At 60.5% G+C, this 26,188-nt stretch carries 26 protein-coding genes; 7 read left to right on the forward strand and 19 right to left on the reverse strand.

From position 1 onward, the window contains the following. The 10 genes from CKW11_RS24565 to CKW11_RS24610 all read right to left on the reverse strand — a co-directional run bounded on the left by CKW11_RS24565 (position 1) and on the right by CKW11_RS24610 (position 10,027). Positions 1-804, reverse strand: coding sequence for an ABC transporter ATP-binding protein (locus CKW11_RS24565; protein ID WP_095139754.1), 804 nt, complete (start codon positions 802-804; stop codon positions 1-3). Further along, a complete protein-coding gene (locus tag CKW11_RS24570; protein ID WP_095139755.1) occupies positions 801-1,949 on the reverse strand; it encodes an ABC transporter permease in 1,149 nt (382 codons plus the stop codon). The genes CKW11_RS24565 and CKW11_RS24570 overlap by 4 nt, the downstream gene beginning before the upstream one ends. Before the next feature lie 54 nt (positions 1,950-2,003). Beyond that, positions 2,004-3,032, reverse strand: coding sequence for a DUF5924 family protein (locus tag CKW11_RS24575; protein ID WP_095139756.1), 1,029 nt, complete (start codon positions 3,030-3,032; stop codon positions 2,004-2,006). Between the two features lie 191 nt (positions 3,033-3,223). After that, the gene (locus CKW11_RS24580; protein WP_095139757.1) at positions 3,224-4,612 is read right to left on the reverse strand and encodes a pitrilysin family protein; all 1,389 of its coding nucleotides are present in this window, start codon (positions 4,610-4,612) and stop codon (positions 3,224-3,226) included. Positions 4,613-4,778: 166 nt separating this feature from the next. After that, positions 4,779-6,437 carry a Na/Pi cotransporter family protein gene (locus CKW11_RS24585; RefSeq protein WP_095139758.1) on the reverse strand — a complete coding sequence of 553 codons (1,659 nt, stop codon included), beginning with the start codon at positions 6,435-6,437 and terminating at the stop codon, positions 4,779-4,781. Positions 6,438-6,853: 416 nt separating this feature from the next. Then, positions 6,854-7,051 carry a hypothetical protein gene (locus tag CKW11_RS28590; protein WP_095139759.1) on the reverse strand — a complete coding sequence of 66 codons (198 nt, stop codon included), beginning with the start codon at positions 7,049-7,051 and terminating at the stop codon, positions 6,854-6,856. Beyond that, positions 7,048-7,749 (reverse strand): hypothetical protein, encoded by a 702-nt coding sequence (locus CKW11_RS24595; RefSeq protein WP_253151915.1) that lies wholly within the window; start codon positions 7,747-7,749, stop codon positions 7,048-7,050. Before CKW11_RS24595 ends, CKW11_RS28590 begins: the two co-directional genes overlap by 4 nt. Then, on the reverse strand, positions 7,727-8,356 hold the full coding sequence (locus CKW11_RS24600; RefSeq protein ID WP_095139761.1) for a hypothetical protein: 630 nt from the start codon (positions 8,354-8,356) through the stop codon (positions 7,727-7,729). Before CKW11_RS24600 ends, CKW11_RS24595 begins: the two co-directional genes overlap by 23 nt. Continuing rightward, positions 8,356-9,513 carry a DUF2515 family protein gene (locus CKW11_RS24605; protein ID WP_095139762.1) on the reverse strand — a complete coding sequence of 386 codons (1,158 nt, stop codon included), beginning with the start codon at positions 9,511-9,513 and terminating at the stop codon, positions 8,356-8,358. Before CKW11_RS24605 ends, CKW11_RS24600 begins: the two co-directional genes overlap by 1 nt. Before the next feature lie 16 nt (positions 9,514-9,529). Continuing rightward, positions 9,530-10,027, reverse strand: coding sequence for a PAAR domain-containing protein (locus CKW11_RS24610; RefSeq protein ID WP_095139763.1), 498 nt, complete (start codon positions 10,025-10,027; stop codon positions 9,530-9,532). 573 nt (positions 10,028-10,600) lie between these two features. On the opposite strand from CKW11_RS24610, the gene CKW11_RS24615 reads away from it, so the two are divergent. Next, on the forward strand, positions 10,601-10,951 hold the full coding sequence (locus tag CKW11_RS24615; RefSeq protein WP_095139764.1) for a DUF6124 family protein: 351 nt from the start codon (positions 10,601-10,603) through the stop codon (positions 10,949-10,951). A 133-nt stretch (positions 10,952-11,084) separates the two neighbouring features. Here CKW11_RS24615 and CKW11_RS24625 read toward each other — a convergent pair whose 3' ends face one another. Together CKW11_RS24625 and CKW11_RS24630 are read right to left on the reverse strand one after the other, a co-directional pair. Then, positions 11,085-11,852, reverse strand: coding sequence for a TerC family protein (locus tag CKW11_RS24625; protein WP_095139765.1), 768 nt, complete (start codon positions 11,850-11,852; stop codon positions 11,085-11,087). A gap of 70 nt (positions 11,853-11,922) precedes the next feature. Next, entirely contained in the window at positions 11,923-13,230 is a 1,308-nt protein-coding gene (locus CKW11_RS24630) for a CitMHS family transporter (protein WP_007954069.1), read from the reverse strand. 322 nt (positions 13,231-13,552) lie between these two features. Here CKW11_RS24630 and CKW11_RS24635 point away from each other — a divergent pair, with 322 nt between their 5' ends. Beyond that, entirely contained in the window at positions 13,553-13,954 is a 402-nt protein-coding gene (locus CKW11_RS24635; protein ID WP_095139766.1) for a GFA family protein, read from the forward strand. Here CKW11_RS24635 and CKW11_RS24640 read toward each other — a convergent pair whose 3' ends face one another. Further along, positions 13,955-14,281 carry a DOPA 4,5-dioxygenase family protein gene (locus CKW11_RS24640; RefSeq protein WP_095139767.1) on the reverse strand — a complete coding sequence of 109 codons (327 nt, stop codon included), beginning with the start codon at positions 14,279-14,281 and terminating at the stop codon, positions 13,955-13,957. 83 nt (positions 14,282-14,364) lie between these two features. Here CKW11_RS24640 and CKW11_RS24645 point away from each other — a divergent pair, with 83 nt between their 5' ends. Further along, positions 14,365-15,030: an NAD(P)-dependent oxidoreductase gene (locus CKW11_RS24645; RefSeq protein WP_095139768.1), complete on the forward strand. Its 666-nt coding sequence runs from the start codon at positions 14,365-14,367 to the stop codon at positions 15,028-15,030. 58 nt (positions 15,031-15,088) lie between these two features. Here CKW11_RS24645 and CKW11_RS24650 read toward each other — a convergent pair whose 3' ends face one another. Beyond that, positions 15,089-16,039: a LysR family transcriptional regulator gene (locus CKW11_RS24650; RefSeq protein WP_095139769.1), complete on the reverse strand. Its 951-nt coding sequence runs from the start codon at positions 16,037-16,039 to the stop codon at positions 15,089-15,091. Between the two features lie 114 nt (positions 16,040-16,153). Here CKW11_RS24650 and betC point away from each other — a divergent pair, with 114 nt between their 5' ends. From betC to CKW11_RS24665, 3 genes are all read left to right on the forward strand, one after another. Next, positions 16,154-17,668, forward strand: coding sequence for a choline-sulfatase (betC, locus tag CKW11_RS24655; protein WP_095139770.1), 1,515 nt, complete (start codon positions 16,154-16,156; stop codon positions 17,666-17,668). Between the two features lie 15 nt (positions 17,669-17,683). Beyond that, complete coding sequence (choX, locus tag CKW11_RS24660; RefSeq protein WP_095139771.1) at positions 17,684-18,604, forward strand: choline ABC transporter substrate-binding protein; 921 nt, start codon at positions 17,684-17,686, stop codon at positions 18,602-18,604. Between the two features lie 254 nt (positions 18,605-18,858). After that, a complete protein-coding gene (locus CKW11_RS24665; RefSeq protein ID WP_095139772.1) occupies positions 18,859-20,427 on the forward strand; it encodes a SulP family inorganic anion transporter in 1,569 nt (522 codons plus the stop codon). Between the two features lie 115 nt (positions 20,428-20,542). Here CKW11_RS24665 and aroE read toward each other — a convergent pair whose 3' ends face one another. Together aroE and hemF are read right to left on the reverse strand one after the other, a co-directional pair. Further along, positions 20,543-21,364, reverse strand: a complete 822-nt coding sequence (aroE, locus tag CKW11_RS24670; protein ID WP_095139773.1) for a shikimate dehydrogenase — start codon at positions 21,362-21,364, stop codon at positions 20,543-20,545. A gap of 9 nt (positions 21,365-21,373) precedes the next feature. Beyond that, positions 21,374-22,288, reverse strand: coding sequence for an oxygen-dependent coproporphyrinogen oxidase (hemF, locus tag CKW11_RS24675; RefSeq protein WP_095139774.1), 915 nt, complete (start codon positions 22,286-22,288; stop codon positions 21,374-21,376). A 163-nt stretch (positions 22,289-22,451) separates the two neighbouring features. Here hemF and CKW11_RS24680 point away from each other — a divergent pair, with 163 nt between their 5' ends. Then, positions 22,452-23,429: an NADPH:quinone reductase gene (locus tag CKW11_RS24680; RefSeq protein ID WP_095139775.1), complete on the forward strand. Its 978-nt coding sequence runs from the start codon at positions 22,452-22,454 to the stop codon at positions 23,427-23,429. Between the two features lie 65 nt (positions 23,430-23,494). Here CKW11_RS24680 and CKW11_RS24685 read toward each other — a convergent pair whose 3' ends face one another. The 3 genes from CKW11_RS24685 to dprA form a co-directional block, all read right to left on the reverse strand. Beyond that, positions 23,495-24,166: a hypothetical protein gene (locus CKW11_RS24685; RefSeq protein ID WP_095139776.1), complete on the reverse strand. Its 672-nt coding sequence runs from the start codon at positions 24,164-24,166 to the stop codon at positions 23,495-23,497. A gap of 240 nt (positions 24,167-24,406) precedes the next feature. Continuing rightward, positions 24,407-24,964, reverse strand: coding sequence for an L-threonylcarbamoyladenylate synthase (locus tag CKW11_RS24690; RefSeq protein ID WP_007962683.1), 558 nt, complete (start codon positions 24,962-24,964; stop codon positions 24,407-24,409). A gap of 55 nt (positions 24,965-25,019) precedes the next feature. Next, entirely contained in the window at positions 25,020-26,117 is a 1,098-nt protein-coding gene (gene dprA / locus CKW11_RS24695) for a DNA-processing protein DprA (RefSeq protein WP_095139777.1), read from the reverse strand. Between the last annotated feature and the right edge of the window lie 71 nt (positions 26,118-26,188).

Here is a 26,188-nt window from a genome sequence, read left to right on the forward strand (position 1 = left end):
TCAGACCTCGTTAAGCAATTTGGCGGCGTCCAGCGCCGAGCGGCCACGCGGGCCGTGGAAGTATTCGTGAATCCACGCGTCATCGGTTTCCGACACCACATCGATCGGGCCGGCCACCAGCACCTTCTTCTGCGCCAGCACCGCCACCCGGTCGGTGATGGTGTAGAGCGTGTCGAGGTCGTGGGTCACCAGAAACACACTCAGGCCCAGCGCATCGCGCAAGGTCAGGATCAGTTGATCGAACTGCGCCGCGCCAATCGGATCGAGGCCGGCGGTGGGTTCGTCGAGAAACAGGATGTCCGGGTCCAGCGCCAGCGCCCGGGCAAGCGCAGCGCGCTTGATCATCCCGCCGGACAGCGAGGCCGGGTATTTGTCTGCCGCCGACAGCGGCAGCCCGGCCAGCGCCAGTTTCACCGCCGCCAGATGCTCGGCGTCGTGGCGGCTCAGGCCGGCGTGTTCGATCAGGGGCAGGGCGACGTTTTCGGTCACCGTCAGCGAGGAGAACAGCGCGCCTTTCTGGAACAACACACCAAAGCGCCGCTCGACCAGCGAACGCTCATGCTCGGACAGGCTCGGCAGGTTCTGTCCGAACACCTTCACGTTGCCTTCGCTGGGCCGGCGCAGGCCGACAATGCTGCGCAACAGCACCGATTTACCGCTGCCGGAGCCGCCGACCACGGCGAGGATTTCGCCTTTGTACAAATCCAGATCGAGATTCTCGTGCACGCTCTGGCTGCCAAAGCGATTGCACAGGCCACGGACTTCGATCACCGCCTCCGAGGGCGCGCGGGGTAGACGACTCACCAGCCCATCTCCATGAAGAACAGCGCAGCCACCGCATCGAGCACGATCACCACGAAAATCGACTGCACCACGGCAGACGTGGTGTGCGCACCGACCGATTCGGCGCTGCCGCTGACCTTGAAGCCTTCCAGGCAACCGATCGTGGCAATCAGGAAGGCAAAGACCGGCGCTTTCACCAGGCCGACCAGAAAGTGCTGAATACCGATGTCGCTCTGCAGCAGCGAGAGAAACATCGCCGGCGAAATCCCCAGCGACACTGCACACACCACGCCTCCGCCGATGATCCCGCAGAGCATCGCCAGAAACGTCAGCATCGGCAGCGCCACCAGCATCGCCAACACACGCGGCACCACCAGCAGTTCCATCGGGTCGAGGCCGAGGGTGCGGATCGCGTCGATCTCCTCGTTGGCCTTCATCGAGCCGATCTGCGCGGTGAACGCACTGGCGGTGCGCCCGGCCATCAGGATCGCCGTGAGCAACACACCGAACTCACGCAGGAAGGAAAAGCCCACCAGATCCACGGTAAAGATCGTCGCACCGAAACTGGCCAGCACTGTGGCGCCGAGAAACGCCACCACCGCGCCGACCAGAAAAGTCAGCAGCGCCACAATCGGCGCGGCGTCGAGGCCGGTCTGTTCGATGTGGGCGACGACGGGGGTGATGCGCCAGCGCTTGGGCCGCAGCAGGTTGCGGGCGATGGTTTCGAGGATCAGGCCGATGAAACCCAGCACTTGCAGGGTGTCCTGCCAGACCGTTTCCACGGCGCGCCCGATGCGGGTCAGCAGTTGCACGCTGACGCTGACTTCCGGCTCCTTGACCGGCACGCAGAAGTCGGTCAACGAGCGATACACCGTTTGCAGCAGCGCGCGGTCAGCCTGGGAAATCGTGCAGTCGGGGTGTTCGGCGGATTTGCCCAGACGCTCGGAACCGAGCAGCTCCACCAACAACGAAGCGCCCGCAGTGTCGAGGGCACCGAGGCTGTTGAGGTCGACCACGGTATCGGCGTCGTACTGGCCGGTCAGTTTTCCGGTCAGGTGCTTGAGGTCGGCGTAATGGGCAAGCGTCCAGTCCCCGGAAACCCGCAGGCGGGCAGGGCTGATTGACGTGTCCAGCTGGGCATTACCGCTCATTGCGCTGCTGATCATAAGCTCCGTGCTTGTCCGGCTATTAAGCGAACTAACGTAATAGCACGAACCGGATTACTTTTCTTTGATCGCTGTGCTGTCTGTCACTTCGAAACGCAGCACGCCGATCACCTGACCGTCTTCAGTCAGCACCCGCACCTGCCACTTGCCCACCGGGTTGCCGGGGAAGTTCTGCTTGTGCGTCCACGCCCGGTAGCCATCCTTGCGCCCGCCGTGGATATCGAGGGCGATGCGGTCGACCTCTTTGCCGTCGAACTGCCACACGTGGTAGATCCGCTCATCCAGCCCGCGCGGCGCGTTGATTGCGGTGTAGGCGTAGAGGCCGCCGTTGCGGATCTGCTCGGCGCTGACCTGGTCGAGGCTGGCGCCGGGGGTGCGATCCTGCAACTGGGTGCTGATCGCCACGTCGGTCATCCACAGCGTCGCCGGTGGCACCCACGAGCGCAGCGTCCAGCCGACCGCGCCGATGCCGAAGGTGATGCACAGAATCGCCAGCGCGTTGCGCACCGTGCGGATCGGGAAGATCGACGCCAGACTCGGGAACGACAACACCACCGCCGTGCCCAGCGCCCATTTGAAACTCTGCGCGGTGGTCAGGTGCATGATCACCGGCAGCGCGGTGAGCAGGGCGGCGAACAGGGTCAGGGTGTGCAACGCAAGAAACGCCCAACGCCGTGGCGCCAGCCATTTGTAATAGAGCGGATCGACAATCGAGATCAACGCGGCGATGCACAGCAAGCCGGTGAAGATCAGTTGGCCGCTGTTCCAGGTGGTGGTGATGAAGAAGAACGGCAGGACGAAAAACAGGCTTTCCTGATGAATCATCTGCGTCGCGTAACGCAGCAGCGGCTGGGGGATTTCCCGCTTGAAGATGCGCGTGAACAGGCCGGTCAGGGTGTTTTCCAGCATCAGCCAGATCCAGCTCAGCAGCATGATGACGGTGATCCAGCTCGCCAGCCCCTGCTGGCGATCGACCAGAATGAAACTGCCGACCCCGGAGATGAAACCGCCAAGCGCAATCACCCCGGGGTAGCGCTTCATCAGCTCGAGAATGCGCTGGATCAGGAGGGGGATTTTCTGCATGGTGGCGGTTCACGACTGGATAGGGAAAAACCTCGACAGAGTACCGCCCGCCGGGCGACGTGGCGAGGCTCCCGGTCAGTAAAATCAGCACGGATCCCTGTGGGAGCGGGCTTGCTCGCGAAGGCGGTGTGTCATTCAGCAATGATGTCGACTGACACGGCCCCTTCGCGAGCAAGCCCGCTCCCACCGGTTCAGTGCTCGGCTGGCTTACGGCGGTGCAAGCGCCAACCCGTCAGGATGAGTAGCAAAACACCCAGACCACCGGCAATCAGCCACAACACCTGATCATCACTGAGCAACGGCTTCTCGATCCGCAGATACCCCGGCTGCAACAGCAATTCACGCATGGCCTTGTTCGCCGTCTCCAGCGTCACGCCTTGCAACTCGCGGGCAGGGTTGGCAAAGCGCCCGTCCTCGTAATCGCCCAGCGCGCTCCAGTAGTAGTCGGCCATCGCGCTGTTGCCTTGTACGGCCCAGGCCTGATGGGCGATGGCCGCCTGTTTGATCCGGGCGAAGGTGTCCGGGTCGAGGCCGTTTTTCAGCAGGTCGGCCTTGAGGTCTTCCAGCACTTGCCGGGCTTCGTCGACATCATCGCGATCGACGTCGGCATTGAGACTCATGAAGCCGACCCCGCCAAACACTTCGCGCTCGGCCCATGGCCCGTAGGACAAGCCGTGATTCAGGCGAATCTGCCGGTACAGCGCCCAGTCGAGGTAGTCCTTGAGGATGTCGAAGGTCTCGTCGTACTGATCGTCGAGCATCGGCTCCGGCACCAGCCAGTGCAACTTGGCGCTGTCGCCGATGAAGCTGCGGGTGAGGGTGCGTTCATGGGCGGCGCTGGTGCGGATGTCCGGCAGCTCACGGTGCTCGGCCGGCTCCACCGCTTCGAGCGCGCCCCAAGTGCGTTCCAGATAGGCCGGCAGCAGTTTGTCGAGTTCACCGACGACGATCAGGGTCATGTTGTTCGGCGCGTACCAGGTCTTGCGCACCTTCTCCAGTTGCGTCTGGGTCAGATGACCGACCTCGGCCCGTTGCGGGCATTTCAGGCCCAATTCCACGGCCAGTTGATTGCTCGCGGTGTGACCCAGATCCTGGCGGTCGAGAAAGCGTTGCAGGCGCGTGTAGTGGCCGCCGTCCTCGCGCTCGACCACACGCTTGGCGGCGTTGATCGCGTTGTCGTCGATGCGGGTCTGGGTCAAAAGGTCGAGCAGCAGGTCGAGGACCTTGCGCTGGTTCTTCGCCGGGGCTTCGATGACGAATGTGGTGTCGGCGTTGCTGGTGAACGCGTTCCACTCACCGCCCAGCGCCTGCATGCGCTCCTCGAGACCACCTTCGCCAGTGGCGTCGACACCGCTGAACAGCAGATGCTCGAGCAGGTGTGGCAGCTCTTTTTCATCGCAGTCGAAATCGTCGAGACCGACGCCCACCACCAGACGAATCGCCACATGCCCGCGCTCGGTGCCGGGCTTGAGCAACAGCTGCAAACCGTTGGGCAACGCATAGCCTTCGACCTGAAAGCGATCAACGGCGAAGGCGGGCAGGGAACCGAGCAACAGACAGGCGAACAACAGGCAACGCATAACAGGCTTCCATACGGCTGATTTGGAGATCCGTGTCGCTATTCAGGCCGGCATTCGCGAGCAAGCTCGCTCCCACAGGGGAATACATTTCAAATGTGGGAGCGAGCTTGCTCGCGAAGGTCTTAAGGCTGAATCAATGTTACTGACTGACCCCAGCCCCAGACGTTCAAGGCGAATGCGTAATGTCGGCAATATCATCCGCTTCCAGCGCCCCGGTGTCGGCCGTTTCCAGCACTACATAAGCACTGCTGCAAAACAGCGAGTTCAAGCGCTTCATATCGGCAATCAGCTCCAAGTGCAGCGAACTGGTTTCCAGACTCTGCACGATCTTACGTTGCAAACGGCTGACATGGGCATGGGCCAGACGTCGTTCCTGCGCGCGAAAGCGACGTTTCTCGCGCAACAACTGACGGGCGCTTTCCTTGTCGCCACTGAGAAACACTGACAGGCCCAGGCGCAGGTTGGCGATCAGTTGCTGATGCAGCCCGGCCAGATCCTCCAGGCCTTCTTCGGAAAACGACCGCCGCTGCGAAGTCTTCTGCTGCTGCACCTTGCGCAGCATCCGTTCGATCAGGTCGCTGGCCAGTTTCAGGTTGATCGCCAATTCGATGGTCTCCGCCCAGCGCCGACTGTCCTGCTCGCCGAGATCCTCGCGGGGCATTTGCGCCAGATACAATTTGATCGCGCTGTACAGCGCTTCGACGTCATCGGTCAGTCGGCGCATTTCCTGGGTGATGGCGGTCTGCTTGCCGCGCAGCACATCGAGCATCGCGTCGAGCATGTTGTCGATCAGGTCGCCCATGCGCAGGGTCTCGCGGGCGGCGTTGGCCAGCGCCAGGCTCGGGGTGACCAGCGCCGTCGCATCGAGATGCCGCGGCTTGGCGGTGCCGTTGACCTCCGGGCGCTCCGGCAGCAGCCAGGCACACAGCCGTGCCATCGGCGAAACACTGGGCAGCAGGATCAGGCAGCGCGCGGTGTTGTAGAGCAAGTGGAAACCAATGACCATTTCCTGCGGGCTGAAATCCAGGCCGTCCATCCAGTGCACCAGCGGGTCGAGCACCGGGATGATCAGCAGCAGGCCGATCAGTTTGTACAGCAGGCTGCCCAACGCCACTTGCCGCCCGGCGGCGTTCTGCATGCTGGTGCTCATGAACGCCAGCACGCCGCTGCCGATGTTGGCGCCGATCACCAGACCGATCGCCACTGGCAGGCTGATCACCGCCGCGCCGGCCAGCGTCGCGGTCAGCAGCACGGCGGCGAGGCTGGAGTAGGAAATCATCGCGAACATCGCGCCGACCAAGGCGTCGAGGAGGATGTCGCCGGTCAGCGAAGCAAAGATCACCTTCACCCCTTGGGCGTGGGTGATCGGCGCGGCGGCTTCGACGATCAGTTGCAGCGCGAGAATGATCAGCCCCAGACCGATGCTGACCCGGCCCATCTGCCCGAGCCGCGTCTGTTTGCGCGACAGAAAGAAAATCACCCCGAGGAAAATCAGCAGCGGCGACAGCCACGACAGGTCAAAGGTCAGCACCCGCGCCATCAGCGCAGTACCGACGTCGGCGCCGAGCATGGTCGCCAGCGCCGGAGTCAGCGCCATCAGGCCCTGGCCGACGAAGGAGGTGACAAGCATGGCCGTGGCGTTGCTGCTCTGCACCATCGCAGTCACGACGATACCGGCGACGAACGCGAGCCAGCGCCTGGACATGTTCTGACCGATCACATGGCGCAGATTGGTGCCGTACACCCGCAGAATGCCGGTTCGGACGATGTGCGTGCCCCAGATCAGCAGGGCCACGGCAGAAAGCAAATTGAGCAGGGTGAGCATGCAGACCCCCTGTAGTAGCAGCGCCCCAGAGGGGCAAGTTGACGGTACCGCGCGGTTTCTACGTTTTTGATACTTAAGCTGTAGTTGGCTAACGGACTGGGCGCCAGCATTGCACAGCTAAAGTGCGGATTGAAACAAAAGTGTCATGAAAGCAGGTTCATCCACCTCATCTGAAATCAACGCGGTCCCCTGTAGAAGTGAGCCTGCTCGCGATAGGGCGACCAGCTTCAACATCGTTGCTGACCGACGGACCGCTATCGCGAGCAGGCTCACTCCTACACGTATTACGGCTGCCCCGGATTCTTCAGTAGCCCTAAACAACTGTGGGAGCGGGCTTGCTCGCGAAAGCGCTGGGTCAGCCAACATCATCGTTGACTGACACGCCGCCTTCGCGAGCAAGCCCGCTCCCAAAGGGTTTACGGCTTTGCAGGGTCAATCACTGTAGAAACCATTCCAGCGCTCACGTCGATCAAATACTTCGCAGTGGTCAGGTGAGCAAATTTCCAATGAACAAACCCCATAGTCTCGAACAGGGTGGGCGGCAGAGTGAAAGCATGCTCTGGAAAACCCTGCTCCGCGCCGGCATCGACTGCGCCACGTGCAGCAATTCTCATGTTCCGCTTCGATCCCGACCCACGCTGATATCGATCAAATATTTCGCAGTCGCCGGATCTTGCTTGTCACAACTTGCATAGCACTTGATCAACAGCAGCAAGCTGTACTTTCCCGGTACATACAAATCAATGCCAACAGCCTGATCAAAGAGTTTGGTCTTTAGCCGCTCACGTTCTGGACCAGAATCGGCATTGAACCAGTCATTGTGTTCCAAAGGTTCAAGCTTCCACCCTCGTGATTTGAGGTTGCTTTGCGTAGCAACCAACCGTTCCAGAGCCTCTGAAAATGGCAAGGTTTCCGTCATCGGCGATGTCGTCAGTGTCGAAACTTTCTGACTTGCATACGTAACGGCACCGAATACTGTCGAGGGAAGTTTGAAGCCATAAACAGGGTCATCAAACTCAATGATGGTCGGGCTGCTAATCCATGTAGAGCCAGGACGCGCGGGATCCTCAGGATCATTAGGATCACCTGGATAGATAGCCGTTTTATCCTCAACCGGGAATGTTGAGTCCTTGATAACCAGTTCGTAGGGTTTTCCGATATGAACGGATAGGGTCTTGGTACTCCATGCACAGGCCATGACACTTGCCAGCAGAATCGTAGAGCCGCCCAGCGATACCCGATGCTTACCTGCCAAGGTCGCTGATTTGCCCCAAGACGATTTAAAACGGTCAATCACTGAAATGGTCTTCACCAAAACCTACATCAATCAAATATTTGGCCGTTTCGGGATTTCGCTCGTCGCAACGTGCATAGCATTTGATGTGGAGAAACAGGCTGTACTTATGGGGGATCAACAGAATGACACCATCCAATTGATCAAAAAGTTTGGCCTGGAGATGCGTCTTGTCTTCTTGGGTTTCAGTCTTGAGCCAATCATTCCCTTCAACAGCTTCTGGCGACCAACCTGCCTTTTTGAACATCTGCTGCAGCTTACCCAGCAGATTCACTGCTTGATCGAACGGCAACGTCTCCAGCATTGGTGACGTAGAAAGGGTGATTGCTTTGAAGTCAGACCAGCCAATTGCACCAAATTTTGTGATGGGCAGCGTAAACCCGTGTTGTTCGTCATCGAAAGTGATAATTACTGGGCTACTGATCCAAGTCGAACTCGGGTGAGGGGGATCACTAGGATAGATGGCAGTTTTATCTGTTACAGGAAATGATGAGTCGCGCACGACATCGTCATATGTTTTTCCAATGTGGAAGGAAATTTGTTGCGGACCTCTTCCGAAATAGAGTGTTAGCGCGACAGCTCCTAATACGACGACAGCAGCAACGTAAAAACTGCGCTTACGCATCACTTTACCCCCCCGCCAGCTGCAATCTCACGGATGGATTGCTCAAGTTTTGCGCGAGAAGACGGCAGTTTAAGCAGTTCGTTGAATTGAGTAGCAGCGCGCAGAACAAATTCCATTCGCTGATCCTTATCGGCAAGGTTAGCCAGCGGATTGCTGCCAAAAGCGACTTTTCGATTGTCAGGCGCTTTACATTGACTAGCGAGAGTGAGCTGGATCTCTTCGGCAGCCCCCGGCAACAATCCAGTCACAACCGAAATTACGTCCCCCCCATGCGTCCCTCGCATCAACAGGGCAAAGTGGGTTTCGTCGTACATCGCTGGCTGAAGAATGTTGACTTGCTCATGGAGCGCCATTTGTTCAACGCTACCTGAGATGTTTCCTTGATCAATGGCTTTAAAGGTCGCATAAATCTCAGGATTATCAGCGCCAAACTCTACCTTCTTCGCAATCGGCCAAATCACATCTTTCGCGATCTCGCGCCGGCTCTTCAGACACTTCTCCATTTCCTTATACCCCCGCACCATAAAAAACCGGTGCAACGGATAAACGTCCAGAAACAGCGATGTATTACCTAGCGCCAACATCTCATACACATAATCCAGCTGCTGCTGAACCACTGAGCGTGGGTTGTCGCCGAAGGTGATGTCCTCGGTCGGCATCGGGTTTGCCGCTCGGGCTTTCTCAAGTTCATGTTCAACCTCAGGATTGGTTTTGCTGAACTTGAATCCGAAGCCTTCGAACAAGGTTTCCGATGGGGCGGTGCGCAGCTTTTCCAGCGCTGCTTTCTGCGCAGCAATGGCAGTTTGCAGTTTGGTGGCGTGGATCAAGCCACACCCCACCTGCTTCGATGCAAACGCCGCCAGCCCCGCCCACTGAAATCGGTTATCCGCCAGCCACAACTGCGCGTACGCGGCGTTGATTTTGCGGTTGCGTGCCTGAGGGTCGGCGATGAGGACGCCGCCGGGGGCGACCCAGTCTTCGGCTTCTTTCTGGAAGCGCCGCCATAGGCAGTTGCAGGTCAGCAGCGGGACTTCGACGCGGGTTTTCGGATTGGGGCCGGCGGTGCTGGTTTCGCGTTTGCAGGTGGGCAGCTCACAGGTGCTGTCCCAGAGCTTCTTCATGTCCAGGTCGTCTGGAGCGATGCATTGTCCGGTCATGGTTCTTCCTTGAAAGTCAGGCTGTCCAGCGCACGATGGCCAGGTCCGGCTGGCGCGTGGCGACGCTTTGGGTCATGCCTTTTTCGTTGGTCTGGCCTTTGACGATGCGGCCTTCGGCGGTTTCGATTTCGTAGCCTTGTGCGGCGATGGGTTCGCCGTTGCCGGCGCTGACGGCTTTAAATTCGATCAGCGGCTGGCCAACGATCGGCAGCGGCGGAATGAACGGTGCGGGAGTGTGCGAGCTGCCGATGATGACGTCACCGGAGCCACCGATCACAACGCCGCCATGGCTGGCCGTGCTGTCGAGAGTCATGGCGTTTTTGCCGTTGATAAATACCGTCGCGGAAAAGGCGCCATTGAGGGCTTGGCCGCAGGTGCAGGTGTCACCGAGGCGAGCGGCGGCAAGGCCGTTGAAAAAGACGTCGCCGGAGCCACTGGCAATCGGGTTGGTACCATGGCCGGGAAGCGGGCAGGTGGTCGGGTCCGTGACGCGTGCGGCAGGTTTTCCAGACATGAACACTCCTTGTTTGTCGTTTGAGGCGAGCGGGGAAGCTAACGAGCGAAGCTTGGGGCGTCAACCTTTGAATCCCGTCTCAAAGAGTTGCGATGTGCCACTGTGGGAGCGAGCCTGCTCGCGAATGCGATGGGTCAGGCGGGCTATTTTTTAACTGAGATGACGCCTTCGCGAGCAGGCTCGCTCCCACAGATTTTGGGGCGGATTTGAAAAGGTTAAACGCGGATTGTGCAGGGTGTTTATGCACATGCCGTGTTACGTCCGGAAGGCTACAAAACCTTGCGCCGTTGCCTACGGCTACGCCAGAATCCGCCGGCTTGTGCGCCTTGGGGCCGGTCTCTATCGTTTGCTTGCCACTGCTCATCAGTGGTCGGGATTAGTAGCCCGGGTTGCTAGTGTTGTGCACAAGTACTGTTCAGTCAGGTTTCGCTTTCCTGCACTCGATGGTGGTTGTGCGCAGGGCACCCTCGGGTGCGCCGGTAAAGCTAGCTCCCCGGTCTACTAACCTGCGCACAGCCGCCTCCATTCTTTTAGTAGAGAACGATGGCGGCTTCATTTGAGGAGCTAGTCAATATGTTCAAAGTGACACCCAACCCACCGGACACCGATCCGGCTACCAATACACAAAAAATGAAAGAGGCGGCCGACCGTGCCATCGATTTCTACCTCGACCCCACGCTCAAGAAAGTCTGTGAGCCGGTGCGCAAACCCAGCACGATTTTCCTCATCGACCCCGCCGTCGATAACGAAACCCTTTTGGTGCATGCCTGCGAATCCCTGGCGTCGGCGAGCATCATGGCCAGTGATCTGGCCGGGTTCATCGACGGGCCGCAGCGCAATTCCCTGCTCGGCATTCAGCAGGTAATCATGCTCGGCGAACTGGCGGTGAACCGGGTGCTGCATAACCTCGTCCCCCCTGCCTGAATGCAGAAACAACTGTGGGAGCGGGCTTGCTCGCGAAAGCGCTGGGTCAGCCAACATCATCGTTGACTGACACGCCGCCTTCGCGAGCAAGCCCGCTCCCACAAGGGATGTTGCGTGTTGCTGGACTGCCGGGTTACTGCCCCGGCACGTCCTTGCGCAGTTTCACCGGATCCTGTTGCTGTTTCTTCTTGGCCATCGCGCCGCGCAGTTTGATGTTGATCGCTTCCACCGCCAGCGAGAACGCCATGGCGAAGTAGACGTAGCCCTTCGGTACGTGCACGTCGAACGACTCGGCGATCAGTACGGTACCGACCACCAGCAGGAACGACAGCGCCAGCATCTTCAGCGACGGGTGCTTGTCGATGAACTCGCTGATTTTGCCCGAGGCCGCCATCATCACCAGCACGGCGACGACGATTGCCGCGACCATCACCGGCACATGGGAGACCATGCCGACGGCGGTGATCACCGAGTCCAGCGAGAACACGATGTCGATGATCGCGATCTGGATGATGGTGTAGAGGAAGTTGCCGCCCTTGCCCGAAGGCTCGTCGCCTGTTTCGTCTTCGCCTTCCAGCGCGTGGTACATCTCCTGCGAGCTCTTCCACAGCAGGAACAGGCCACCGAAGAACAGGATCAGATCGCGGCCGGAAATGCCCTGGCCGAACACCACGAACAGGTCGGCGGTGAGGCGCATGACCCAGGTGATCGACAGCAGCAACAGGATCCGCGTGATCATCGCCAGGCCCAGGCCGAAGATCCGCGTGCGCTGCTGCATGTGCTTGGGCATGCGGCTGACCAGGATCGAAATCATGATGATGTTATCGATGCCCAGAACGATTTCCAGGGCGGTCAGGGTTAAGAAGGCAACCCAGATTTCGGGGTTGGTCAGCCAATCCATGTGTATTCCTTTGAGCGAGTGTTAAACCATGACGCCAGCAAGCAGCTGGCGTCATGGTGAGTGAATGCCGTTACAACGTGCTGAACAGCGGGAACGTCCCCAGCAGCAAGGCGGCCACCAGTATGCACAGGCAGACCAGCACTGCCCACTTCAGAGTGAAACGCTGGTGGTCACCGAACTCGATACCGGCCAGCGCCACCAGCAGGTACGTCGACGGCACCAGCGGGCTGAGCAAGTGGACGGGCTGACCGACGATCGAGGCACGGGCCATTTCCACCGCGGTAATGCCGTAATGGCTGGCCGCTTCCGAAAGCACCGGCAACACGCCGTAGTAGAACGCGTCGTTCGACATGAAGAACGTGAACGGCATGCTCACCAGCGCCGTGATCACCGCCAGGTACGGGCCGAGGAAATCCGGAATCACTGCCAGCAGACTTTTCGACATGGCGTCGACCATGCCGGTTCCGGACAGGATACCGGTGAAGATACCCGCAGCGAAAATCAGACTGACCACCGACAGCACGCTGCCGGCGTGGGCCGCAACGCGGTCCTTCTGCATTTGCAGGCATGGGTAGTTGACGATCATCGCGATACTGAACGCCACCATGAACAGCACCGGCAGCGGCAGCAGGCCGGCGATCAGGGTGCACATCAGCGCCAGGGTCAGCAGACCGTTGAACCAGATCAGCTTCGGACGACGGGCATCGGGGAACTGCGAGACGCTGATTTCGCTGTGGTCGATCTCGTCGCCGATCAGGTGCAGCTCGCCCAGACGCGCACGCTCACGTTTGCCGTAGAAGTAGGCAATGATCAGGATCGCCACCACACCGGCGGCCATCGCCGGGATCATCGGCACGAAGATGTCCGACGGGTCGACGTGCAGCGCACTGGCGGCACGAGCGGTCGGGCCGCCCCACGGGGTCATGTTCATCACGCCACCGGCGAGGATGATCAGACCGGCCATGATCCGCGGGCTCATGCCGATGCGGCTGTACAGCGGCAGCATGGCGGCCACGCAGATCATGTAAGTGGTCGCGCCGTCACCATCGAGGGAAACGACGAGCGCCAGCACGGCGGTACCGACCGAAACTTTCAGCGGGTCACCCTTGACCAGTTTGAGGATCTTGCGCACGGCCGGGTCGAACAGGCCGGAGTCGATCATCAGGGCGAAGTACAGAATGGCGAACATCAGCATCACGCCGGTCGGCGCAAGCTTGGTAATGCCTTCGAGCATCATCGGGCCGATCTTCGGCGCGAAGCCGCCGAACAGGGCGAACAGGATCGGGATGATGATCAGGGCGATCAGCGCAGACAGGCGCTTGGTCATGATCAGGAACATGAACGTGATGACCATGGCGAAGCCAAGGAAAGTCAGCATGAGATTACTCCAGGCGTAGCGCGGCTAATTGAGTGAGCGGATCGGAGGGATCAGCGCAGAACGGGAAGCACGAGACGTACGGACGGAGTGACAGCTAGGGGGCGGGCTACAGAGGACATCAGAATCACCATTGTTGTTGTTAATTGGGCCTGACGTGCGAGCGATCACACGCGTTGGCCAACCGGTCTGTTGCCGGTAGTGGCCGCGATCCTAATCGGGCAACCTTTCAGCTACCTTTCGCTGACGAAAGCTTCGGGCGAATCGCCAACCGGCTGTCGGATGCGGCTAGAGTCAACAAATTCGGGGACGGGAGGGCAGGGACATGGAGGAAGTGCACAGTGGTGGCTGCCATTGCGGACATATCCGCTATCAGTTCAGCGGGCCATTGCACAACATTGCCCACTGCCACTGCTCGATCTGCCGCAAGGTCAGCGGCGGGATCGTCACTACGTGGATCACGGTTCCGGCGGCCGGCTTCCGATGGCTGAGTGGCACGCCATCGCGCTACGACTCGTCGAGCAGTTGCGCGCGGTACTTCTGTGCGCAGTGCGGCGCGCAGTTGGCATTGGTGACCCAGCTCAGTTCCGAGAGTATCGATGTGACGATCGCCACGCTGGATCACCCGGAGTTGGCACCAGCCGAGCGGCATATCTGGACCGACAGCCAATTGCCCTGGCTGCACCTCGACGAGCATCTTCCGGGCGAGCCCGAAGAAACTCTTTGATCAGAAAATAGACAGGTCCAGCGGCCGCATCGCGCCCATCCAGATGGCGTGCTCGGTGTGATCGAGCAAGTCATCGCCAGTGTCCGGGTGGAGAAACACCACCAGACCTTTGCGATTGAGCGCCAGCCACGGCAACACCTCACCGATCAGCTCCGGGCCGAAGGCCAACTGGCAGCTCCAATCCGGATGCGGGCCGACCGGACGTTCATGGACGCGGCCCATCTTCAATGGAAACAACTGCGCGGCCTGCTCACACAACGCGCGCGCCTGGTCGATGGTGTCGGCGTCGAAATAGACGTGGGCGTGGTAACCCTTGATCGCTTGCATCTGAAACCCTCGGAAATCGGTTCGAACCCTCGGCGTTGCCCGTATGTCACACGCCATACAAGGGATAACAAAAAGGATCAGCCATGAAAAATGCCGAAACCCCAACGGTGAAAGTGGTGCTCTATGGTGCCATGGCCAGCCTGGGCGGTGCGTTGATGGCTGAATTGCTGCGTCGGCAGCACGAAGTCATCGCGATTCTCGACGATTTGAACGTACTCGCACCACGTCCGGGCCTGCGCACCAAAAGCGGCGATCTGTTCGATGCCGAGCGGGTCAAGCAGAGCGTAGCGGGCAGCTCGGCAGTGATCTGCTTGTTGGACGCACCGGGTCTGCCGTTCAACAGCGACCATGTGGAAAGGTCCGTGGTGCTCGGCCCGGTGGAACAGGTTTTGGCGGTCGATGCATTGATCGACGGCCTGCAAATGGCCAATGTCTCGCGGCTGTTTCTGGTGGGGGATTTTGCCGTGCTCGACGAGCCGGATCTGGGCGATCCACTGCAACGCCACGCTGCCGAAGAAATCCGCGAAGCCCTGCAAAGCAGCCCGCTGCACTGGACGCTGGTCAACGCGCCCCGCGGGGTGGCGGGGCTGACGATTGAGCATTTCAGTCAGGTGGGCGGCAATCTTGAGCCAGGGCTGGCTGAGCCGCTGGAACGGCTGAACCGGGTCGCGGTGGGGATTGCCGATGAGCTGCGGTTGAATCTGCATGTGGGGCAGCATGTGAATTTTGTGGCGACGTCAGATACGTAAAAAGATCGCAGCCTGCGGCAGCTCCTGCATTTGTAACGCGGCTGCGATCTTTTGCTCTTCAAACCGCAATCGACGGCAGCGCCATTCCCGTCAGAGATTCGGCGCTACTCGCCTGCTCGGCCATCAACCAGTCGACAAACTGCTGAATCAACGCGCCTCGGCGTTTGCGTTGCGGCGGCACCACGTAATAACCCAGGCGTGACAACGTGGCCTCGGCGATCGGCCGACACAGCAAGCCTTGGCTCAGCAAGTTATCCACAAGGTGACGCCAGCCGATCGCGACACCCTGACCGCCAATCGCCGCTTGAATCAACAGCGTGTAATTGTCGAAACGTAGTTGACCCGGCGCCGGCGGGGTGCTGATGCCCAGTTCGCGAAACAGCCCGCTCCAGTCAAACCAGTTGCTGCTGTTTTCCCCGCGCAAGTGCAGCAGTGGCAGCTCCAGCAACGCCTGGGTGGGCAAGGGCAGGGGCCGGTCCTTGAGCAATTGCGGACTGCACACCGGAAACACTTCCTCGCTGAAGAGCCAATGGCTTTCGCCCTGTTTAAAGCGCCCGTCGCCGAACAGGATCGCTACATCGATATCGGTGCGCAGCATGTTGTGGCTGCGCTCGCTGGTGACCAGGCTGACATCGACGTTCGGGTTGGCTTCGTGGAAGCGATGAAGGCGTGGCATCAGCCAGTACGCAGCGAAGGCGAAATCGGTAGCGACCTGCAACACCTCGTGTTGTTGCTGCGTACTGATCGCACTCAATCCTGCGTCGATATGTTGCAAACCGAGCTGAACCTGCTCGAACAGGATTGCTCCGCCCTCGGTCAGTTCGATCCCGCGGTAGATCCGATCAAACAATCGCGAGCCCAGCTGTTCTTCCAGACGCTTGATCTGCTGGCTGATCGCCGGCTGCGTGGTGCCCAGCTCAACCGCCGCAGCGGTAAAGCTGCGATGACGGGCCGCTGCTTCGAAGGCGCGCAACAGGTCGAGAGACAGGTTGCCGAGGGCTTCATACATAAGCTGTGCTTATCCTAGTCATTGTCCGGCGCGGGCTTTACCGGACAGAGCATGGACTCCATGCTCGATCGCAGCAATGTCGCATAAATATTCACTATGGAATGCCGCGATCACATGAAGCGCAAGAACATTCTTTTCATCATGGCCGATCAAATGGCTGCGCCAATGTTGCCGATCTACGGGCCGTCGCCGATCAAACTGCCGAATCTTTCGCGCCTCGCCGCTCAGGGCGTGGTTTTCGATGCCGCTTACTGCAACAGTCCGCTGTGCGCGCCGTCGCGCTTCACCCTGGTCAGTGGCCAACTGCCGAGCAAGATCGGCGCCTACGACAACGCCGCCGATTTCCCCGCCGACATTCCGACCTACGCCCACTACCTACGCCGCCTCGGCTACCGCACCGCGCTGTCGGGCAAGATGCATTTCTGCGGCCCGGATCAATTGCACGGCTACGAAGAGCGCCTGACCAGCGACATCTACCCGGCCGACTACGGCTGGGCGGTGAACTGGGACGAGCCGGATGTGCGGCCGAGCTGGTATCACAACATGTCGTCGGTGCTGCAGGCTGGTCCGTGCGTGCGCACCAACCAGCTCGACTTCGATGAAGAGGTGGTGTTCAAGGCCCAGCAATACCTGTTCGACCATATTCGCGAGGACGGCGACCAGCCGTTCTGCCTGACCGTGTCGATGACGCACCCACACGACCCGTACACAATTCCCAAGGCATTTTGGGATTTGTACGACGATAGCGACATCCCGTTACCGACAACCCCCGAACAACACTCCCTCGATCCGCACTCACAACGCCTGCTCAAGGTCTACGACCTGTGGGACAAGCCGCTGCCTGTGGATAAGATCCGCGATGCACGCCGGGCGTACTTCGGTGCTTGCAGCTATATCGACGCCAACGTCGGCAAACTTCTGCAAACCCTCGAAGAAACCGGGTTGATCGATGACACCATCATTGTCTTCTCCGGCGACCACGGCGACATGCTTGGCGAGAAGGGTCTCTGGTACAAAATGCACTGGTTCGAGATGTCCGCACGGGTGCCGCTGCTGATCAGTGCGCCGGGACAATTCACTGCCGGCCGGGTCAGCGCCGCGGTGTCCACCGCCGACCTGTTGCCGACCTTCGTCGAACTGGCCGGCGGCACCCTGGAACCGGGTCTGCCGCTAGATGGCCGCTCGCTGCTGGCGCATCTGCAAGGGCAGGGCGGGCATGACGAAGTGTTCGGCGAATACATGGCCGAAGGCACTGTCAGCCCGTTGATGATGATCCGGCGCGGCGCGTACAAATTTATCTACAGTGAAAGCGACCCGTGCCTACTCTTCGATGTGCACAACGATCCGCGTGAACTGGAAGAACTCAGCCAGTCGCCGCAACATCGCCAGCTGTTCGACGATTTTCTCGCCGAAGCGCGCGCCAAGTGGGACATCCCGGCGATTCACCGCGAAGTGCTCGCCAGCCAGCGCCGCCGTCGTTTTGTTGCCGATGCTCTGACCATCGGCAAGCTGAAGAGCTGGGATCACCAGCCGCTGGTGGACGCCAGTCAGCAGTACATGCGCAACCACATCGACCTCGACGATCTGGAGCGCAAGGCCCGTTATCCACAACCCTGCCAAAACCAATAATGTAAGGGGAAGTCCATGCGCAAGTTATCCACAGCACTGACGATTGGCCTGCTGGCTCTGCGCAGCGCCTCGGCATTCGCCGAGCAAAGCTGCGAAACGGTGAAAATGGCCGACCCGGGCTGGAGCGACATCGCCGCGACCAACGCCATCACCGGGTTTCTGCTGGATGGCATGGGCTACAAGGCCAAGGTTGACACCCTCGCGGTGCCGATCACTTTCGGCGGTTTAAAGGATGGTCAGGTGGATGTCTTTCTCGGCAACTGGATGCCGGCGCAGCAGGGCTTCTACGACAAGTTCGTCGCCACCGGTGACGTCACGCAATTGGCGAAGAACCTCGACGGCACCGAGTTCACCCTGGCAGTCCCGGATTATGTGTGGGACGCTGGTGTGCATAACTTTGCCGACCTGAACAAATACGCCGACAAATTCGAGAAGAAAATCTACGGCATCGGTTCCGGCGCACCCGCGAACATCTCGCTGCAGGAAATCATCAAGAAAAACGACTTCGACCTTGGCCAGTGGAAGCTGATCGAATCCAGCGAACAGGCGATGCTCGCTGAAGTTTCGCGAGCAGTGAAGAAACAGAAATTCGTCACTTTCCTCGGCTGGACCCCACACCCGATGAACGTGCAGCTGAAGATGCATTACCTCAAGGGCGGCGAGAAGTATTTCGGCGACACCGGCAGCGTCTACACCCTGACGCGCAAAGGCTACGCCGAGGCCTGCCCGAACGTGGGCAAGTTGCTGACCAACCTGACGTTCACCCAGGACATGGAGAACAGCATCATGGCTGAAGTGGTGAACAAGAAAGTCAGCAATGCCGAGGCGGTGAAGGCGTGGATCAAGGCCAATCCGGCGGTGCTGGACAAGTGGCTGGAGGGGGTGAAGACCGTGGATGGCAAGGATGCTTTGGCGGCTGTAAAGGCAAAGCTTTGACCGTGGGGAGGCTTTCAATTTTGCTCGGCTTGAGATTTTTGCCCCCTCACCCCAGCCCTCTCCCCCAGAGGGGGCGAGGGGGAAGGGAGCCGATCTTTATGCTGTTCAGAACCTGAGTTCGACTGGATATCTCAGGTCGACGTACTTCCCTCTTTCACCTCGGTCAGTCCCCTCTCCCTCCGGGAGAGGGTTAGGGTGAGGGCCTTTACCCTGGCACCCTGATAACCTTGAACAAAACCCGCCCGCGAGGACCCATGGCCCTGCCCAGCCGCCGCTCACTCTTTCCCTTCCTGACCTGGCTGCCCCGGCAAACCCGCGCCAGCGTCGGCCGGGATCTGGTCGTTGGCCTGAGCGGAGCGATTCTCGCGTTACCGCAGTCGATCGCCTACGCGCTGATCGCCGGCCTGCCGCCGGAGTATGGTCTTTACGCCGCGATCATCCCGGTGCTGATTGCCTGCCTGTGGGGTTCGTCGTGGCATCTGATCTGCGGCCCGACCGCGGCGATTTCGATTGTGCTGTATGCCAGCGTCAGTCCCTTGGCCGTGCCGGCGTCGCAGGACTACATCACGCTGATCCTGCTGTTGAGCTTTCTGGCCGGGATTTTCCAGTGGCTGCTCGGCCTGCTGCGCTTCGGCGCACTGGTGAATTTCGTCTCGCATTCCGTGGTGCTTGGCTTCACCCTCGGCGCGGCGGTGGTGATCGCCATCGGCCAGTTGCCGAATTTGCTGGGGCTGGATCTGCCGGCGAAAGCCACGGCGCTGGCCAGCCTGATGGAGCTGCTGCAACACCTGCGGGCTGTGGATAAACCTTCACTGGTATTGGGTGTGGCCACGGTGCTGGTCGGCTTCGTGCTCAGACAACTGCTGCCGCGCTGGCCGACCCTGTTGATAACTCTGGTGCTGGGCAGCGCGGTGGTGTGGTTATGGCCGTCGATGTTCGGCCATGTGCATCTGGTCAGCGCCTTTGTCGGGCGTTTGCCGCCGTTCAGTGCGCTGCCGCTGGATCTGGATCTGATTCTGCGTTTGCTGCCGAGCGCCGTGGCGGTGGGCATGCTCGGGCTGGTGACGAGTCTGTCGATTGCCCGTTCGATTGCTGCACGTTCGCAGCAGTTGCTCGATGCCAACCAGGAAGTCCGCGCACAGGGTTTGTCGAACATCGTCGGGGCGTTCTTTTCCGGCTCGCTTTCCGCCGGTTCGTTCACCCGCTCAGGCCTGAGTTACGAGGCGGGTGCCTGTTCGCCGCTGGCTGGGGTGTTTTCGGCGATCTGGGTCGCGCTATTCGCGATTTTCGGCGCCGGGCTGATTTCACACATTCCGATTCCGGCGATGGCCGGGAGCATTCTGCTGATCGCCTGGGGGCTGGTGGATCATCGCGGGATTCGTTCGTTGCTGCGGGTCAGCCGTGCCGAGTTCGTGGTCATGGCGCTGACCTGCCTCGCCACGCTGCTGCTGGAGTTGCAGACGGCGATTTATGCCGGGGTGCTGGCCTCGCTGTTCTTCTACCTCAAACGCACTTCGCAACCGCGGGTGCAGCATTCGCGCGAAGGTGAGGAGGACGTGCTGCGGGTCGGCGGCTCGATCTTCTTCGGCGCCAGCCATTATCTGCAAGTGCGCCTGCAACGGCTGCACGGTACGCGGGTGGTGATCGAGGCGCAGCAGATCAACTTCATCGATTATTCGGGGGTGGAGATGCTGCATCAGGAAGCGCGGCGCCTGCTGCGTCAGAATCGCAGCCTGACCCTGCGCCGGGCGCGGCCGCAGGTGGTCGAGGAGTTGCGGAAGCTGGAAGGGCCAGAGAAATGCCCGATCCGATTTGAGGATTGATCCAACAAACACCGCATACCTCTGTAGGAGTGAGCCTGCTCGCGATAGCGGAGTATCAGTTGAAACATTTGTGTCTGACACTCCGCTATCGCGAGCAGGCTCACTCCTACAAGGGTTACTGCGCCAACTGCCGTCGTAGTTCGGCCAGCACCGGCGTCGTATCCGGACGCACCCCGCGCCACAGGTAAAACGCCTCGGCCGCCTGTTCAGCCAGCATCCCCAGACCATCCATCGACACTGCCGCGCCATGCTCGCTGGCCCAACGGCAGAATGCGGTCGGCTCTTTGCCGTACATCATGTCGTAGCACAGAGTCTGGCCCGGCTCGATCAGGCTCGCTGCAATCGGCGGCACGTCGCCGGTGAGGCTGGCGGAGGTGGCGTTGATGATCACGTCCACCGGCTCCTGCAACCAGTCGAAACCACTGGCCGACACCGGCCCCAGATCACAGAACAACTCCGCCAGCAGCTCGGCCTTGTCCACCGTACGATTGGCGATGATCACCGATGCCGGCTTCTCCGCCAGCAACGGCTCCAGCGCGCCACGCACCGCACCGCCAGCGCCGAGCAACAGGATGCGTTTACCGGTCAGGCTGAACCCGGCATTCACCGTCAGGTCGCGCACCAGTCCGGCGCCGTCGGTGTTGTCACCCAGCAGCGAACCGTCAGCCAGTTTGCTCAAGGTGTTCACCGCACCAGCCCGTTGCGCGCGAGCGGTCAGGCTGTTGGCCAGGCGAAAGGCTTCTTCCTTGAACGGCACAGTGACGTTAGCGCCGCGACCGTCCTGGAAGAACGCCATGGCGCAGGCGCTGAAGTCGTCAAGCGGCGCCAGCAGGGTGCTGTAGTCGAGGCGCTGACCGGTCTGCTCGGCGAACAGTTTATGAATCATCGGCGACTTGCTGTGGCCGATCGGGTTACCGAAAACGACGTAACGATCCATCAGCAGTCCTCAGGCCTGGGCCAGCCAGTCACGGTCTTGCAGGAAGTAGTCGGTCAGGCGCGCTTCTTCGCTGCCGGGTTCGGCCTTGAAGTCATAGGCCCAGCGCACTTGCGGCGGCAACGACATGAGGATCGACTCGGTACGCCCGCCCGATTGCAGGCCGAACAGGGTGCCGCGGTCATACACCAGGTTGAACTCGACGTAGCGGCCACGGCGAAATTCCTGAAATTCACGCTGTTTGGCGGTGAACGACTCGTGCTTGCGGCGCTGCACGATGGGCAGGTAAGCGTCGATGTAGGCATCACCGATGGCGCGCATGAAGGCGAAACTGGTGTCGAAGTCCCACTCGTTCAGGTCGTCGAAGAACAGCCCGCCAATGCCGCGCGGTTCGTGGCGATGCTTGATGTGGAAGTAGGTGTCGCACCAGGCCTTGTAACGCGGGTAGACGTCCGGCCCGAACGGCGCGCAGGCCTGCTCGGCGACGCGGTGCCAGTGGATGCAGTCTTCTTCGTTGCCGTAATACGGGGTCAGGTCGAAGCCGCCGCCGAACCACCAGACCGGTTCTTCACCTTCCTTCTCGGCGATGAAAAAGCGCACGTTGGCGTGGGACGTCGGCACATGCGGGTTGTGCGGATGGATCACCAGCGACACGCCGAGGGCTTCGAAACCGCGCCCGGCCAGTTCCGGACGATGGGCGCTGGCCGACGGCGGCAGACCACTGCCGAACACGTGGGAGAAATTGACGCCGCCCTTTTCGATCACCGTACCGTTTTCGATCACGCGGGTACGACCGCCACCACCGGCAGGCCGGGTCCAGGCGTCTTCGACGAAGCGCGTGCCGCCGTCCTCGGTTTCCAGCGCGGCGCAGATGCGGTCTTGCAGGTCGAGCAGATAGGCCTTTACGGCGTCGGTGCGGGTCGTCATGGCTTCACCTTGAATCGGGCATAACTACGCGGGCGCCCCGCAGGCAGGGGGCGGCGCAAATGGGCGCGTAGCATAACACCGCAAACCTGCGCGCCGCAGTTGACGAAGATCAAGCAGGGGAGTTGGATAGGGGGCTTACAAACGAACCAAGGAGAGCAGGCAGATGGCAAAGCGTATCCAGTTCCGCGCCCACGGCGGTCCCGAAGTGCTCGAGTTTGTTGACTATGAACCCGCCGCGCCTGGCCCGAATCAGGTGCGGGTGGCGAACAAGGCGATCGGCCTGAACTTCATCGACACCTATTACCGCAGCGGTCTGTATGCCCCGCCAGCCTTGCCGTCCGGCCTCGGCGCGGAAGGCGCCGGCATCGTCGATGCGGTGGGCAGCGACGTCACCCGGTTCAAGGTCGGTGATCGCGTGGCATATGGCAGCGGCCCGCTGGGCGCCTACAGCCAGTTGCACACCCTGCCCGAAGCCAATCTGGTGAAGCTGCCGGACGAAATCAGCTTCGAGACCGCTGCCGGGGTCATGCTCAAGGGCCTCACCGTGCAGTACCTGCTGCGCCAGACCTATGAACTCAAGGGCGGCGAAACCATTCTGTTCCACGCCGCTGCCGGGGGTGTCGGTTCGCTGGCCTGCCAATGGGCCAAGGCACTGGGCGTGAAGCTGATCGGCACGGTCAGCTCGAAGGAAAAAGCCGAACTGGCCAAAGCCAACGGCGCCTGGGCAACCATCGATTACAGCCACGAAAACGTGGCACAACGGGTGCTGGAGCTGACTGACGGCAAGAAAGTCCCGGTGGTCTATGACGGCGTCGGCAAGGACACCTGGCTGACCTCGCTCGACAGCGTCTCGCCGCGTGGTCTGGTGGTTAGTTTCGGCAACGCCTCCGGTGCGGTGGACGGGGTGAATCTGGGGATTCTTTCGGCCAAGGGCTCGCTGTACGTGACCCGCCCGACCCTTGCCACCTACGCCAACAACGCCGAGAACCTGCAGCGCATGGCCGACGAGCTGTTCGAGATGATCATCAGTGGCAAGCTCAAGGTCGACATCAGCCAGCGCTATCCACTGGCTGATGCGGCGAAAGCGCAGACCGAACTGTCGGCACGACGCACCACCGGCTCGACCATCCTGTTGCCCTGACCAACCTTCGACGTCTTGCCAGTCAGGGTTGCAAACCCACGGCTGGCAAGTCAGTTCGAACGCGTTCAGCACCTCGGCAGATGACACTCCAACGGTTTCTGCACCACGTGGCCAACCGCCGGATCAGGCTGTTGGACCGCCGCGAGAATTTGCCGCCACTCGGCTGACAACACCCAGTAATCGCCGCGTGCGCGCTGGTCGATATGCAGGGCATTGGAGGCGATCGGCATCAGGCCGAAACGCTGGTAGAAGCGCAGCTGTTGCGATCTGCACAACGCGGTTACCCCGTTATAACCGCGTTTAATGGCCCACTCGGTAGCGGCCGCCAGCAGACCGTTGACCGCGATGGGCAACTGATTGGGCGTGTACGAGATCAAGCGACTGAATTCGACATGGCGCGACAGCGCCACCGTGGGTGAAACATGTTGCTGCGCCAGCGATACCCACTCGAACGGTGCCGGAGTCGCTCTCAATACCGCCAACAGTTGATCGTGTCGATACAGCAGAAAATGGGTACTGCGCGACTTTATCGCCAGTCTGGTTTCGAGCATCCGCGCCCGTGAAGTCAGCATGTAATGCTGCAACCGAAGCCGAAATTGCCGATCGATAAACCGGTCGAACTCCTGAGTATCCGCCCCTGCCTCAAGCATCACGATGCGACAACCCTCATGGTGACTCTTCAACGTCACCTGAAGCGCCTGCAGGTAATCCGTGAGTTGCAAATTGGTAGTGTCCATTCTTTCTCCGCAGACCTTAACTTATCGAAGTGTTTCGAGTGCAGAGAAAGGATGGTTGCTTTTGCCGATTCCGCCACGCCAGAAAGTCTGATAATCAGGTGGGAAAAGTCAATGAATCCGGGTAGTTGGCGACTTTTCCGACGCTGAGACTGGCGTCATTGCAGGATAAATCGCAGGCAGACGTAGTCCTCCTCCCCATCAAGGCGAGGAAGACCCACGTTAAAGGTTTTCGAAAGCGGATCAGTCGGGGCGAATGACCTTGCCGGTTGCCAGATCGCGGATCACGCTGGGGTTCTTGCGCCCACCCAGTTGCCCGCCAAGGATCAGGTCGATCTGCCCACGGAAATACTGCTCGACGCGCAACCGCGTGCGCGCCGCCGGACGCCCCTGCGGGTTGGCCGAGGTGGAAATCAGCGGCCCGACCATCGAGCACAGATCCCGCACCTGCGGGTGATCGCTGACCCGCAGCGCCACCGTGTCATGCACGCCCGTCACCCATTCCGGCAACAGGTTCTGATGCGGCACCAGCCAGGTGTTCGGCCCCGGCCAGGTGCTGGCCATGCGGTCGATCCACTCTTGCGGGAAGTCTTCGAACAGAAAATCGAACTGGCGGATATTGTCGGCGACCAGGATCAGCCCCTTGTCCACCGAACGGTTTTTGATCGCCAGCAGACGATCCACTGCCTCTTCGTTCCACGGGTCGCAACCCAGCCCCCAGACGGCTTCGGTTGGATAGGCAATCACCGCCCCGGCGCGAATCTCTCGTGCGGCTTGTTGCACACGCCAACTGTTGACCATGAAAAAACTCTCCGAAAACAGGTTTTGCGCAGTTTACCGATCTTCCCTGTAAAACCTAGCGTGTCCTCGCCAGCCAGCGACCGTTTTCGCACACGGCCGAGCCATCCATTTCCAGCTCGGTGAGCGCCGCGAGGACTTTGGGCAGTGCCCAGCCGCTGCTGTCGGCCAGGGCTTCACTGGTGTGCGGCGCGGCATGCAGCAGGTTCAACAGCGGATGATCGCTGCGCGGCGTGTCTGTGGATAACGGCAGATGCTGCCAGCCGCGCAAGGCTTCGAGGATGTGCTCGATGGTTTCCACCAACACCGCACCGTCGCGGATCAACTGATGGCAGCCGCGTGCGCCGGGGTGATGGATCGAGCCGGGAATCGCATACACCTCGCGGCCCTGTTCCGCCGCCAGCCGGGCAGTGATCAGCGAACCGCTGGCGACACTCGCCTCGACCACCAGCACACCAAGGGACAAACCGCTGATGATCCGGTTGCGCCTGGGAAAGTTGCTCGCCGTTGGCCCGGCGTCCAGTGGAAACTCCGAAAGCACGGCGCTGCCCGAGGCAATCATCGCGTCGGCCAGTCGCCGATTGCGCTGTGGATAAAACTTTTCCAGACCAGTGCCGAGTACGCCGACGGTTTGCCCGCCGACGTCCAGCGCGGCTTGATGGGCAGCCGCATCGATACCCAACGCCAGACCACTGGTGATGACGAAACCGGCCCCGGCGAGGCTGCGGGAAAACGCGGCGGCGGTGTCCATTCCCGGACGTGAAGCACTGCGGCTGCCGACCATCGCCAGTTGCGGTTTTTCCAGAATCAGCGGATCGCCAGCGACGAACAACAGCGGTGGCGGGTCAGGGATTTGCGCCAGCAGTGCCGGATAATCCGCCTGGTCCAACATCAATAAATGCTGGCCGGGCCGCTCTAGCCAGCGTAATGCATGGCTGGCGCCATCGCGTACTTCGGGGCTGCGCCGAGCCTCGGCCGACGCCGCCGGCAAACCCAGCGCACGCCAGGCACTGGCCGGTGCGCTGATGGCTTTTGACGCCGAGCCGAAGGCTTCAAGCAGTTTGGCAAAACGTTTCGGGCCGATTTCCGGCAAGCGGTGCAGGCGCAAACGCGCTTCCAGTTCCGCAGGGGAAACCGGCGTATGGGCAGACAGCATGGTGGATCATCCTTGATCGTTATAAGTCCCGAACCATTCGGAACAAGCTGTGGATAACTCTGTTGGTAACT

This window comes from Pseudomonas sp. Irchel s3a10 (genome assembly GCF_900187525.1).
GTDB lineage: Bacteria > Pseudomonadota > Gammaproteobacteria > Pseudomonadales > Pseudomonadaceae > Aquipseudomonas > Aquipseudomonas koreensis_G.